Origin of the sequence: Neobacillus muris, assembly GCF_943193175.1 — a bacterium.
Classification (GTDB): Bacteria; Bacillota; Bacilli; order Bacillales; family Cytobacillaceae; genus Neobacillus; species Neobacillus muris.
Genome location: NZ_CALPDF010000011.1, coordinates 72258 through 85518 on the forward strand (window position 1 = coordinate 72258; position 13261 = coordinate 85518).

At 40.8% G+C, this 13261-nt stretch carries 10 protein-coding genes; 2 read left to right on the forward strand and 8 right to left on the reverse strand.

What is annotated here, in order from left to right:
• Positions 1–9: 9 nt before the first annotated feature.
• The 5 genes from NFS43_RS10205 to NFS43_RS10225 form a co-directional block, all read right to left on the reverse strand.
• Positions 10–918: a dienelactone hydrolase family protein gene (locus tag NFS43_RS10205; protein WP_251551553.1), complete on the reverse strand. Its 909-nt coding sequence runs from the start codon at positions 916–918 to the stop codon at positions 10–12.
• A gap of 23 nt (positions 919–941) precedes the next feature.
• A complete protein-coding gene (locus NFS43_RS10210; protein WP_251551554.1) occupies positions 942–2300 on the reverse strand; it encodes a glycoside hydrolase family 28 protein in 1359 nt (452 codons plus the stop codon).
• 235 nt (positions 2301–2535) lie between these two features.
• Positions 2536–4071: an extracellular solute-binding protein gene (locus NFS43_RS10215; RefSeq protein WP_251551555.1), complete on the reverse strand. Its 1536-nt coding sequence runs from the start codon at positions 4069–4071 to the stop codon at positions 2536–2538.
• A 69-nt stretch (positions 4072–4140) separates the two neighbouring features.
• The gene (locus tag NFS43_RS10220; RefSeq protein ID WP_251551556.1) at positions 4141–4791 is read right to left on the reverse strand and encodes a YesL family protein; all 651 of its coding nucleotides are present in this window, start codon (positions 4789–4791) and stop codon (positions 4141–4143) included.
• Positions 4792–4827: 36 nt separating this feature from the next.
• The gene (locus NFS43_RS10225; protein WP_251551589.1) at positions 4828–5739 is read right to left on the reverse strand and encodes an ABC transporter permease; all 912 of its coding nucleotides are present in this window, start codon (positions 5737–5739) and stop codon (positions 4828–4830) included.
• A 397-nt stretch (positions 5740–6136) separates the two neighbouring features.
• On the opposite strand from NFS43_RS10225, the gene NFS43_RS10230 reads away from it, so the two are divergent.
• The gene (locus tag NFS43_RS10230; RefSeq protein WP_251551557.1) at positions 6137–7006 is read left to right on the forward strand and encodes a carbohydrate ABC transporter permease; all 870 of its coding nucleotides are present in this window, start codon (positions 6137–6139) and stop codon (positions 7004–7006) included.
• Positions 7007–7077: 71 nt separating this feature from the next.
• Here NFS43_RS10230 and NFS43_RS10235 read toward each other — a convergent pair whose 3' ends face one another.
• On the reverse strand, positions 7078–9348 hold the full coding sequence (locus NFS43_RS10235) for an AraC family transcriptional regulator (protein ID WP_251551558.1): 2271 nt from the start codon (positions 9346–9348) through the stop codon (positions 7078–7080).
• Positions 9349–9628: 280 nt separating this feature from the next.
• On the opposite strand from NFS43_RS10235, the gene NFS43_RS10240 reads away from it, so the two are divergent.
• Positions 9629–10417 (forward strand): alpha/beta hydrolase, encoded by a 789-nt coding sequence (locus tag NFS43_RS10240; protein ID WP_251551559.1) that lies wholly within the window; start codon positions 9629–9631, stop codon positions 10415–10417.
• Between the two features lie 47 nt (positions 10418–10464).
• On the opposite strand, the gene NFS43_RS10245 is transcribed toward NFS43_RS10240, so the two are convergent.
• Positions 10465–11412 (reverse strand): pectinesterase family protein, encoded by a 948-nt coding sequence (locus NFS43_RS10245; RefSeq protein ID WP_251551560.1) that lies wholly within the window; start codon positions 11410–11412, stop codon positions 10465–10467.
• Between the two features lie 351 nt (positions 11413–11763).
• Positions 11764–13251 (reverse strand): UxaA family hydrolase, encoded by a 1488-nt coding sequence (locus tag NFS43_RS10250; protein ID WP_251551561.1) that lies wholly within the window; start codon positions 13249–13251, stop codon positions 11764–11766.
• Between the last annotated feature and the right edge of the window lie 10 nt (positions 13252–13261).

Consider the following 13261-nt stretch of genomic DNA (forward strand, 5'->3'; position numbering starts at 1 on the left):
TCTATCACCCTATAAATTTTTTTGAAGAAACTGGCAAACCTTGGCCCTCATCCCGGAAGTTTCTATATGCCCGCAGTTATAGCGGACCAACTTCCAGCGTTCTGGAAACCCAGCTTGTGCATAAGCGGTACTCAATTCCTCATCAATAATTTCCAGACCGGCGGAAGGCGTGAGCCGGTCATGGTTTCCTGCCGCACTTAAATGATGGCGGGGTACTATAAGACTCTGAATCTCAGAGGTGCGAAAATATTTTAATAGTCCTGGGACATAGGAATAAAAGCCATGGTGGTCCAAGCCGCGATTGGCCACCAATGTTTCCGCATCCACTTGGGCCGCAATGTCAATGCAAACCTTCACACGTTCATCAAGAGCGGCAAGCCACCATGCCATCAGCCCGCCCATCGACATGCCCAGTGTGGCAATTCTCGATGTATCGACGTCTTCCCTTGTTTCTAAATAATCGAGAGAACGGATGTTATCAAAAATCATCCTGCCCCACATGACCTGCCCTTTCCAAAGCAGTTCTTTAAAAATTTCACTTTCTGCTTTGCCGCGTCTTTCACCAAAACCCAGCATATCAATACATAAAACCCCATACCCCATAGAAGTCAGCTGCTCAGCATAGGAAATTGGCTGGAGATAGGCACTGCTTTGAATCAGTTCTGTTTTGCCTACATGATACTGCCCCCCGTGTGAATGGTTGAATAATACAACCGGCAGCTTGCCGTTCATGATCTTCGGACGGGCAAAATATGCCGGGATCCGTTCATTCTCGTATGGTTCCATTTCAAAGACTTCCAGTATATACGGTCCTTTATCTATTTCATCAATTGTTGTCGTCGCTATAAGGCTACCATCACTAGGCAAATCCCCCAGCAATGAAAATAGTTTCTGGCGATTCGTTTTTTGGGATTCCATTGTTTTTTCTCCTCTAACACCTATTACTGTGAAACGGTGGCATTTTTTAACACAACCATTGGATCATTTGTACGCGGATGTTTCGTACGGCAGCCCGTCACTTCGATATCCTCTCCATTTTCCACATAGAAGGCTGGGCCTTCATGATTAGATACCGTTACCTGATTAAACCGGATATCCCTGACATTGGAGCAGAAGAACCCTCGCTGCTTCATTGGTTCAAGCTCTGCCATCATGGCCGGCATGCCGGGTTCGGCATCCTCTGCCATTGCAACCGAGACTTGATCAAACGTAATGTCCTCGACATACATTTCAGCCAAACCATATAAGAATCCGGCAGCCGCACTTACTTCACGGGCGGTAATATTGGAAAAATGAATCCGTCTAAACGCAGGGGTTTCTTCTGTGATTGGATATGGATTCTTATCCCATACATATTTATCATTCCCCCGCGGTCCGCAGAAATAGTAAAGGTTGGCGATAAATGGACAGATAACGCCTTTCATCACAATATTGTTCACCCGAACATCCTCTACCACGCCGCCGCGGCCGCGTCTGGATTTTAAACGGATGCCCCGGTCGGTTCCCTCAAATACGCAATTGCTTACTGTGACATTGCGTATATCTCCGCTCATTTCACTGCCGAGAACTACACCGCCATGGCCGTGAATCATCGTACAATTGGCAATCGTGATATTTTCACATGGAACCCGTTCTGCCGTATCCTCCGTGCCAGCTTTAATGGCAATGCAATCGTCCCCTACATCAATATGACAATCGGAAATACGGACATTCCGGCATGATTCAGGGTCAATTCCATCCGTATTTGGCGAATTAGCTGGGTTTACGATGCTAATATTATGAACCGTGACATCTTCACAGCAAATGGGATTAACAGTCCAGCTTGGCGAATGAATCATCTTAACCCCAGAAATCAGCACATGGCTGCAGTGGTCGAAGCTGACCAGCTTTGGTCTTGGATATTCATTTTCCTTTCTTCGGAAAAGTTCCCACCAAAACTTTCCATTTCCATCCAAAGTGCCGCGGCCGGTTACGGAGATATTTTCTGCATTTTCTGCATAAATGCAGGAGGCATACACTTGTCTTTTTACACCCTCCCAGCGGGAATCAACGACAGGATATTCGTTCACATCGTTACTAAACAGCAGGGTGGCACCTGCTTCCACATACAAATTGACATTGCTTTTTAAAATGACTGCCCCGGTCAAGAAGACGCCTGCCGGGACATAAACGGTTCCCCCGCCGGCTCCCGAACAGGCTTCAACCGCTTTCAAAATTGCCTTTGTATTCAAAGTGGTTCCGTCCCCTGCTCCTCCAAAATCACGAATATCGTAGATACTAGATGCCGCGGTTACTTCCATTTCTATTCCTCCCTGTTGTTTCTATAATTTAATAGTAAACGATTTCATCGCTTTTTACCCTATTTCATCCTGCAATAGATAAAAATAAACATAATGACCCAATCCTTTGGCAAATATGGTTTTAAAAGAATCAGCATGTTCATTGTTATCTTTTTTCAGTAGAAATGAATAGTCCTTCCTTCTCAATCTTAAGTTTAAGAGTACAAAAAGAAAGGACCATCCATTAACCTAGAAATTATTTTTTATTTGCTTTTTTATATGCTTCTTCGTATTCCTTCTTCATTTGGTCTCCGCCGGATTCTTTCCATTTCTTCACCTCAGCGTCAAAGCCTTTTTCATCAATTTCACCCATGATGTACTTGATTGTGGCGTCAATGATGATTTTTTGAAGCTCTGTGCCGCGTTCAGTGGCGGTTGCGGACTCAAGTGGAACCGTTGGATCCATGATAGAGATTTCGTCATTTTCTGAGATCATATCGTTAACTAATTGTTTATCAGGGTCAGCATCTTTTAATTTATACGTAATTTCACTTGGTCTTGAACCGGAGAAGCCTTGAACATCCTTCTGCCATAATGGATTGTCCAGGATTTTGTAAGCACCATTTTCATCGATTGTATAATGCGTTTCCTTAATGCCGCCAGTCATCAGCATGAAGACATCTTCATTCATCATGTCGTTGACAAATTGAAGTACCCGCTTTAACTCAGCTTCTGTTTTAACGGCTGATTTAGGGAATGCTAACAAGCCGTTGACACCGTTGCCTTCCGACCAAATACGGTATTCGCCATCTGGTCCCGCAATTTTATTTTGCGGTACAATTTCAATTTTATTATTGATTCCAGAAGCCATATTTTTTAGCTGAGTAATGCTGATTAGACCTGCATAAATACCGGCTTTTCCTTGAGCAAATTTTTGCAGCTGGTCATCTTTAGAAGTTACGGCAAAGTCTTTATCTAAATAGCCATTTTTATAAAGCTTTCTGGAATAATCCATCGTTTCTTTATATTCTTTGGTTTCATGTTCAGGAGTAAACTTGCCGTTTTTATCCACTGCCCATCCATTCGGTACACCAAAATACGAGGCAAGTGTTTTGAAGCTTCCATATCTTAACTCATTCCGGTCGCTCCATCCGAAAGTATCATCCTTACCGTTTCCATCCGGGTCATCCTCTGTAAAAGCTTTAGCAACTTCATATAATTCATCTAGATTAGTAGGTACCTTTAGGCCAAGGTTATCCAGCCAGTCTTTCCGAATCAACAAACCTCCGCGCGCAAAATCTTTTTGGAATGGAACACCATATAAATTTCCCTCAATGGATGCTGCTTCACGGCGGTCTTCAGAGATTTTTTTCAAGTTTGGATAGTCATCCAAATACTTGCTTACTTCCCAGAATACTCCTGATTTTAATGCTTGCCGTACAGAAGAGTTAGTTGTCAATGTTGTTGGCAATGAAACAATATCGGTCATATCCCCTGAAGCAATAGCCGCGATCATCCGTTCATCCTTCGTGGCATCTGGAATCCAGTTAAACGTAAGGTTGGTATTGGTTGCTTCTTCAATCTTTTGGGTTACTACTTCAGTAGGGGCAGTAGCCACATATAGGATTGGGCTCCAGCTGATATCTGCTTTAGCATGCAAGTCGACCTTCCCCGTATCCGTTTTTTTACCGCTGGCTTGCTCATCTTCTTTGCCGCAAGCACCAAGTACCAATGCAGAAGCAAGCAATGTGCCTGCCGCTAAAATTTTTCCAAACTTTTTGTATTGTGCCATTTTGACCTCTCCCTTTTAACTAGCCTATTTTTTTTAGCAGGATTTAAAACGTTTTCAAAAAGAAGGCGTTTAAGCCCCACCACCTCCTTTGATGGCCTGTTCTTCGTCCTTTGCATCTATAGCTGCTGCATGCAGTTCAATTCGTTTAAAAACCTGATTAGTCATCCACATAATCATGTAGCTGCCAGCACTGACTCCAAAAAAAGCCAGTGTCCCTGGATACCTTAAGAGCACAAAATAGACCGCCGCAAGTGCGACAAATAAAATTAACGTATATTGCAAATGTGAAATACCAAAAAGAACAGAACACTTCATTTTTAGCATGATGCCTTTCCAATCATAATGAACGAGAATCGGAAAGATATAAGTGAGTGAGATTAGGTAAATAAATCCGATTATAATGAGCAAACCTCTTAATAATTGGGAGTGCACATATAGAAGGTCCACATATATAATCGTTCCGGCCGCCAGATACAAAATGCCAAAACCTGCTGACTCTTTAAAGCCCATTTTGTATGCTTGAAGAAATGTCTTGAAAATAGGTAGGTCAGTATTTCCTCTGATCCATTGCCGCATCACCGTGAACATCGCATAAGTAGAAGGCCCTGCCCCCAATAAAATAAATCCCAGCAAGGTGAATAAGAGCCATAATATTTGAATGTAAAAAAGCTTCAGCACCAACATGCACAATTCATTAAGACGTTCTCCCAGCCTATCCATAACTCCCAGGACCTCCTCTCCTAAAATATATGCCTATTAATACAAGCCTTCTTCTCCAAACTTCTTCGCTAACCAGTTTGAACCCATTACTAGGATTAATCCAACGATCCCTTTAAATAGTCCGACAGCAGTACTGAAACTCAACTGGCCATTTTTCATACCTGCTGTATATACATAGGTATCAAAAATTTCCATCATATCACGATTGATTGAGTTGATTAACAAATAAACATGTTCGAACCCTAAATCCAAAGTATGGCCAATTTTTAGAATCAACATGATAATGATGATTGGGCGAATCGCAGGCAAAGTAACGTGCCAAATTTGTTTCATCCGGCTGGCACCATCCATTTTGGCTGCTTCATATAATTGAGGATCGACTGCGGTCACAGCAGCTAAATAGATTATGGTTGACCAGCCCATTTCCTTCCAAATGATTTGAAGAATGTAAACGACTCTGGACCATGTGCCATCTGTAAGGAATGGAACCTTGTCTCCGCCCATACTCGCTATCAATGAATTGATGGCACCTCCGTCTTGGGCTAAAAATACATAACAGATTGAAACGATAATAACCCAGCTCATAAAGTGAGGAATATAAATAACCGTTTGTACGGCACTTTTAAAGAATTTGCTTCTTACTTCATTTAACATAAGTGCCAAAATAATCGGAATTGGGAAGAAGATTAATAGGTTTAACGCAAATAGAAGCAGCGTATTTCCTAACAGCATAAAAAACGTTGGTTCTGTAAATAACCGTTCAAAGTGTTTTAATCCCACCCACGGGCTGTCGGCAATCCCCAAAAACGGCTGATAGTCTTGGAAAGAAATGATGATACCGCCCATTGGCACATATTTAAAGATAATAAAGAACAAAATCCCAGGTATCAGCATTATGTACAAATACCTATTTCTTACCATACCAGCGAGAGTCTTTTTTCTTGCCATTTTTTTCGCGCTCTTATCGATACCTATCAGGACCCCTTGCTGATCTTCAGCAACAGCAGCGGATTCTCTCACTAACAATTCCTCCTTCATTGAATTTTTCGTTGTTGTGATTTTTTGAGTACATGTCAAAGGTATATAAAAAAAACCATAACGTCTACAATCATCCGGTTAGATTGTCTGTTAGCTGCCATCATGTAAGCCCTTTCTTAAGAAATGATTATGTATTTTTGGAAATGAGTATTTTCATCGTATCTTTGCGTATGCGCATGAGGATACAGATGATTGCTCCGTCATTTCCATATTATAGTTGGTGAAGAAATGATTATAGACGTACCAATCTGCTCGTTGCTATAGTGAAATCAAGAAAAAATCAACATCATATGGAGGGATTTATAAAATGCACGACAAAACACTTGGGAATCGCGTGTTTAACTTTGTTAACGCAGCGATTCTATTACTGATCTCACTAGCCTGTCTGATTCCCTTTATTAATGTAATTGCCAGCTCGTTTGCAACTACAGAGGAGGTAATTCAAAAAGATTTTATCCTGTTCCCCACCACTTTCTCATTGGGGGCCTATAAGTATATCTTTTCAACCCCGATGATTTTTAAAAGTTTGACAGTCTCCATTGTCGTAACGGTGGTCGGAACAGTCGTAAGTATGGTTTTAACCTCGTTTATGGCTTACGCTCTTTCACGAAAATACCTATATGGAAGAAAATTAATTAACTTCTTAGTGGTTTTCACTATGCTGTTTAGCGGCGGGATGATTCCTACCTATCTAGTGGTAAAAAACTTGGGATTGATCAACTCTTACTGGTCATTAATTCTTCCAATCGCCATTAATGCATTTAACTTAATTATAATGAGGAACTTCTTCTCAGGAATTCCGGACAGTTTAGAAGAATCTGCAAAAGTCGATGGCTGTAACGATATTAAGATTTTCTTTAAAATCATGCTGCCATTATCACTTCCATCGATTGCCACCATTTCACTGTTCTATGCAGTTGCTTACTGGAACCAATATACAAACGCTATTCTTTACTTAAATGACTCATCGAAGTGGCCGATTCAAGTGTTACTTCGTCAAATCGTTATTGTTTCAAGCGGGATGCAGGCAGATTCAGCAGCAGTTGATGTCATACCTCCTGCTCAAACGGTTAAAATGGCTGTTATTACCGTAGCAACGATTCCAATGCTAATCGTATATCCATTCCTGCAAAAGTACTTTGTCCAAGGAGCTTTGGTGGGTTCCGTTAAAGCTTGATTAAGAAGTAAACAAGAGCTCACCAAAAAACAGCAGCCAATGGGCTGCTGTTTTTTGGTGGATATAAGCAATTAGCTGGAAAAGAGCGTATCGTCCCGATGGAGATCACGATATTTCCCTGGGGTCGTCCCTTCAATTTTTTGAAAAGAACGAATAAAGTTCTGCGAGTTATTATATTGAAGCCTTTCGGATATTTCCTTAACCGATAAGTTGGTATCTATTAGCCATTTCTTCGCCATATCAAACCGGTATAAAGATAAATATTTGCTGAATGACTGGTTAAATTCCTTTTTAAAGATACTGCTTAAATAGTTTTTATTGTAATGAAGCCTTGAAGCTATGGATTCCAATGACAGGTCAGTATCATATTCATGATGGATTATATAAACCATCTTTTCTGCAATCGTTTTGAATTGGGAATCCGTTCGTTCAGCAATCATATCGGTCAATGGATAGACAATCTTGTTCTTGATAAACAGCTCAATTTCCTCTGCCGTACTCATGTCTGATATCTCACGGTAAATGGTCTTCTGTCCATCAATCTCTATCGTATCCATTCCCATCACTTGCATTAAGCTCATTAAATCATTGATGAATCTCATGATGTTAAGTTCAAGTTCTTGCGGTGTCGGGCTATGCTTGTACATGTCAGCCAACAGCAGATGCAAAATCTCCTTTGCCTTTTCACTTTCCCCTAATTTAATCGAATCAAACAACTGATTTTCCAGTACTTTTGGAAAATAGGTATTGATTTGCTTGTTCGTATAAATATCAGAAATGCTATCGTAAAAGATAATTGAGCCTTTTCCAAATTTCAGACGATATTTTAATGAATCAATACCTTGCAGTAATGCGTTCTTACTATCGGTCAGATTTTCAAAGGGTTTGCTGACCCCAATACTTATCGATAAATTGAATATTTCTTTAATCTGGCTTTGGATTTTTTCACCGAATTGATTAATTTCAATCACGTGCTGCCCATATTCCGTGTCCTGGCAAATAAAAATGGTCGCCTGTGTTTCTGAGTCATAAACAGTTGGTGTCAGCCGCTCTCTTGGGTCAATTAACTCTGACACGATTTGATTGATCGAGAACAGCAGCAGATCTTTATCATTTCTTGTATACTGGCTATTTTCCAAACTATCAAATTGGATGACAATTACATACAAACAAGCCCAGCTCTGTGTATAGTCAAACCCTTGCATTTCTTCCATTATTTCTATTTCTTCCATCCGGCCATGGAACAGATGAAACATAAACAAGGTCTTTAATTGTTCCTGCTGACTTGTCACAATATCTTCTAAAGACTGGTTTTTCACCAATACCTCACGTATCGACTTACCGATTAGTTCAAATTCATCCTTAATCCCCTCTTTCTTTGCCAAGGGGATAAATTTCTGCAGTTCCCGGATTGGTCTTGAAAGATAATCCGAGCTCACGTAGGCGATGATGAGCGTAATGATTAACAAAAAACTGCTCATTAATACAGAAGCAACCATCGTGGGTTTCATATTCTGGGACAATTCGGAATCACTTATCTTGGATACGTATAGCCAGCCATTGTATTCTGACTTAGAATACACAACTTGATACTTTTCCTTCCCTTTTGGGTCAACAGCCTTTATTCCTGTTGGCTCATGCTCATTTATTAAGTTTTGGAGCGTATTTATATTAATGCTTTGGTCCTTTTCGATATGAGTTGGATAAAGCCGTTTTCCATCCTTACTGTAAATATAAATTGGATTATTAGTGTTAGATTGATAGATTAGATTTGAAAAAGATTTCAGTGGAATATCAATAATGATTACCCCGGATTTGGCGGTCTGATAAAAAGGAGTTCGTTTAACCAGTTTAATGATTCGGTCGTTTTGTTCTTCTTTAAGCCATGTTGAATCATGCGGGAGTGATAGATATGTGTCTTGTATTTGTTTTTTATCCTGTTCGGTAAGCTGTTTCAAACCTTTTTCATTGATCACCCAATTTCCTTCAAGACTAACTAAATCGACGGTTGTTTGGCTCGGCCCAAAAGAAGAGATATAATTTAATTGTTCTTGTATCGATCGATATTGATCAAATTGCTTTACCGTTAACGGCTGCCGTATATAGGACTTATAGGCCGTATCATGGATATATGAATTAAACGTATAATCCAATGTCTGAAGTTTTTGCTCAAGAGTATTCATCGTTTGGACCACATTTTCTTGTTTTTCCTTTGTGATTTTCTCCTCAAAAGAATTTTTGGTAAAAAAATAAGCAAATCCATTAAACAAGATCATTCCTATGGTTCCAACTAATATAAATGGAATAAAGATACGATAAAAATACTTTGGCTTATGCTTCAATTTTCTCAACTCTCCTCAACACTCATTAAGCGCTTTCATAATTTTACCTTAATGAATCTCATTTTTTATGTCAATGTCGTTTCTCACCCGTAATCATTTCTTCATGCTGATTTAAAAGGCAGTTGTTAGAAAAAACTGATAAAATGAACATCGTAAAAAATAATGATTATACCTTATAACATATAGATTGCTATATAATTTAGTATAAAATAGTTCTATTGTGCAGCAGATTGTCATCCGTTATTAGGATTATATGCTTTTGTTTAGAGGAGCTGAAAAAATGAAACATTTTCTTTGGAATGGGGAAATTCCTTTTCTACAACTTGATGACCAAGAAAATCCGCCAACACTTATTCCCTTTTTGGTTAAGGAGAGTGCAAATAAAGCAGCAATGATTGTTTGTCCTGGCGGCGGCTATCACCATCGGGCCAATCATGAGGGAGAGCCTGTTGCCAGATGGTTAAATTCCCTTGGGATCTCGGCATTTGTCTTAAATTATCGCACAGCGCCCTATAAGCATCCCGTCCCGTTGACTGATGCACAGCGGGCGATCCGGTTTGTCCGTTCACATGCTGAAGAGTGGAATTTGGATAAACAGAAAGTAGGTATACTTGGTTTTTCAGCGGGCGGACATTTGGCCGCCTCGACGTCTACTTTGTACCATCATCATGGAACTGATTTTTCTGATCTGGTTGATCAAGAAGACTGCCGCCCAGATCTTGCTGTGCTGTGTTATCCGGTTATCTCCTTATTGGAGCATTTTCATGAAGGGTCAATGATCAATTTACTGGGAGATCATCCTGATGAGGAAGCTCGAACCTTATTGTCTTGCGACCGGAATGTGACAGCAGATACCCCGCCCGCATTTCTTTGGCATACTGCCGATGATGCGTCGGTTCCAGTTGAAAATAGTCTTTTGTATGCTGCAGCTCTAAGTAAAAAGAAGGTCCCATTTGAAATGCATATTTTTCCACATGGACGTCATGGATTAGGGCTTGCTTCAGACGAACCTATCGTGGGAAAGTGGACAGAGTTATGTGCAGGGTGGTTAACTCAACAGGGATTTTGATATAAATATGGTTTGGGTGCAGACAAATGAAACTGCACCCCTTTTCTTTAGTTCACTCCAGGGTTCCACCCATTTAATATATTCTCAATGGTGAATTTTTTTGCCTCTTTATCTGTCAGCTGCGGCCGGGCCGGATTGGCACCAGGACCATGATTTCTAGATTCATAGAACCGGGCATCCTTAGCACTAAATCCCGACATATCCGTCCATCCTTCTGGATGGATGTGTGAACCCAGATAATTATTTATTAAAACGACGTTTGCGGCTGAATAGGGGTCTCCTCCTGGATGCCATGGCCTGCCAAGGTATACCGTGCCATCTGGGGCTGGACTAATAAATTTATTGTTTAAAAATAGGAACCCATATGGCTCATTAATGTGGGTGCTGGCAGCAGAGACATATCCATTGTCGGTAGAAGAACCACGGTCCAAGGAGACTATCTCACATTCTTCGAATACAGCTCTTGCCCCTCCAAAAATAAAGTCGATGTCCCCTTCTATATAGCATTTTTTGAAATAGTGGGTTCCGTTTTTCACATAAAGAGTATCTTGGTTTCCGAGAAATCGCACCTGAAAGAATAACATCCTTTCACCACTAGCATAGACAGCTACTGCCTGTGTCTCTCCGGCCATTCTTTTTGGATTAAACGAATTTTCCATTGCTAGATTTCTGGCTGTAAAGTCACTAGCGAATATATAAATACTTGCACTGCCGCTGGTTCCAATGATGCCGCCTTCAGGTTTTGGAATTTTCGCGTGGTTGTCGTAGGTTAAGATCGTATTTTTGTCATTTTCTCCTATTAGCGTAATAAATGGTTTATCTGCTGGGATAGTGATCTGTTCTTTATAGACCCCTTTTTTTATAAACACTTCAATTTTGTCTTTATTATTTTCTGGTATGGCGTCAATTGCTGCCTGAACCGTATGATAATCGCCCGTTCCATCTTGAGCTACGGTAATGTTGAATGGATGTATTTTGCCTGGTTCTGTTGTCATTTCCTCGCATCCCCCTTTAATAGATTGGCAGGGTTTCTATTAACATTGAGTATATTGCTCGCATTCTATTGGCTATATAATCATTTTTCTTATAGGATGTTAGTAGAAATTGCGGTAAATGAGTATCTTGGAAAAAATGATTATTTCTGGGTTTGTAGTCATCATATGGCTTTTAAATCGAGCGAGAGGCAGCCCTTCCTGTAGACAATTCTTGAGAGTTTCGGATGCTTTTTGTTCTCATGAGGTCAAATTAGCTACAAAACAGCCCCCTCCATTTCACATTCGTACTAACTATTTATAGCCATCCATTCAGATAAATATAAGCTCGGGCAAGCTGCCCGAGCCGGTATCCTATAAAGTAACGCCCGTTTTAAAAATAGCAATCTCTCTAAATTCATTTTTCTCGTTATTAACAAGTTCACCGCTCGCTACGCTAATGATGTAATCAATAAACTCCCTTAACACAACACCAGATTCCTTCTCTAACAATACCCCGGCATTAAAATCAATCCAATGCGGCTTGTTTTCATACAGCGGCGTATTGGTGGAAATCTTCATCGTTGGCACAAATGAACCAAATGGAGTTCCGCGTCCCGTCGTAAATAGAACCAATTGGCAGCCAGCTGCCGCCAAGGCAGAAGAAGCAATCAAATCATTGCCAGGTGCACTCAACAGATTGAGGCCTTTTTTCTGCAGACGGTCACCGTACTTAACCACATCAGTAACTGTCGATGTACCTGCTTTTTGTGTACAGCCAAGTGACTTATCCTCTAAAGTCGTAATTCCGCCCGCCTTGTTTCCTGGAGATGGATTCTCATAAACTGGCTGTTTATTCTCTAGGAAGTACCCTTTGAAATCATTGATCAAATGAACGGTTTTTTCAAATACTTCTTCATCTGCTGCCCGCTCCATCAGAATAGTCTCCGCACCGAACATTTCAGGCACTTCTGTTAAAACAGTCGTTCCTCCCTGTGCAACAAGAAAATCGGAGAATCTGCCCAACAGCGGGTTCGCAGTGATACCAGAAAATCCATCAGAACCGCCGCATTTCAAGCCGACCCTTAGTTCAGAAAGAGGCACGGTTTCACGCTTATCATTTTTAGCAGCTTCATAGATTTCTTTTAGCAGCTCCACACCCGCTTCAATTTCGTTGCTCACTTCTTGTGATACCAGAAACTTCACGCGTTCTTCATCATACTCGCCCAAGCTTTCTTTGAACTCATGCAGATTATTGTTTTCGCATCCAAGGCCTAGCACTAACACACCGCCGGCATTTGGATGAAGTACAGCATCCCGTAAAATTTTTCTAGTATTCTCGTGGTCGTCCCCTAACTGAGAGCAGCCAAGATTATGCTTTACGACCATGATATTGTCAAATGGGCTGATATCTCCGACTTCTTTTTCAAAAATCTTGATCATCCGTTCTGCCATCCCGTTGACGCAGCCGACTGTCGGCACAATCCACAGCTCGTTGCGGATGCCCACTTCGCCGTTCTTTCTGCGAAATCCCTGGAAGGTCAGACTCTCCTTTTGATAAGGGTTGGAATTAAGCTTTTGAGTGAATTGATACTCCTTTATCCCATCCAGGTTAGTTTTCGTATTATGAGTATGAACATGTTCCCCAGTCGAGATGTCTGCAATCGCATGGCCAATCGGATAGCCATATTTCACAACATATTCATTAACAGCGATTGGCTGAATGGCAATCTTATGGCCCCTGCTTACGTCCTGCTTCAGTTCAATGTTTTTCCCTTTTACCGTAATAACATGGCCAGCTGGTAAATCTCTCAGTGCTACAACCACATTATCGATCTCGTTAATTTGTGTAAAATCCAACATCTGCTTTCCC